The organism is Bacillus sp. SRB_331, from assembly GCF_003264175.1.
Classification (GTDB): Bacteria; Bacillota; Bacilli; order Bacillales; family Bacillaceae_G; genus Bacillus_A; species Bacillus_A mycoides.
In genome coordinates, this window is sequence record NZ_NADV01000149.1 from 371 (window position 1) to 722 (window position 352).

The 352-nt window shown below is 38.4% G+C and carries 1 protein-coding gene; it reads left to right on the top strand.

The annotated features are described in order from the left end of the window. The coding region (locus B5P42_RS32385; RefSeq protein WP_142674083.1) for an RNA-dependent RNA polymerase family protein at window positions 1-244 on the top strand (244 nt) is incomplete at its 5' end. Between the last annotated feature and the right edge of the window lie 108 nt (window positions 245-352).

A 352-nucleotide genomic window follows, 5' to 3' on the forward strand; every position in this document is an offset into this window, starting at 1 on the left:
TTTTCGAAATGTGCAATCATCACAGTTTGAGCAGAATAATGGAATTCCACAAGGGTCCAGTATTAGTGTTCTACTGTGGATATTGTATATCTATGATGCACCTTTAAATATGAACAATAGCAACGTATATGTTGACGACACTACACAATGGGAACAGGGCACTTCTAAGAAAGAGGTCGCTGATAAACTACGAGAAAGCAGCAGCGAACTGTATAACTGGTGCAAGGCCAACAAAATCAAATAACAATGGATGAAGACATTTCTCCTGTTTAATAGACACGCAGACTCAGACAAAATAGTAGTTGATGCAAATCACAAAATCCATACTGCGACAACAATGAAATACCTTGGG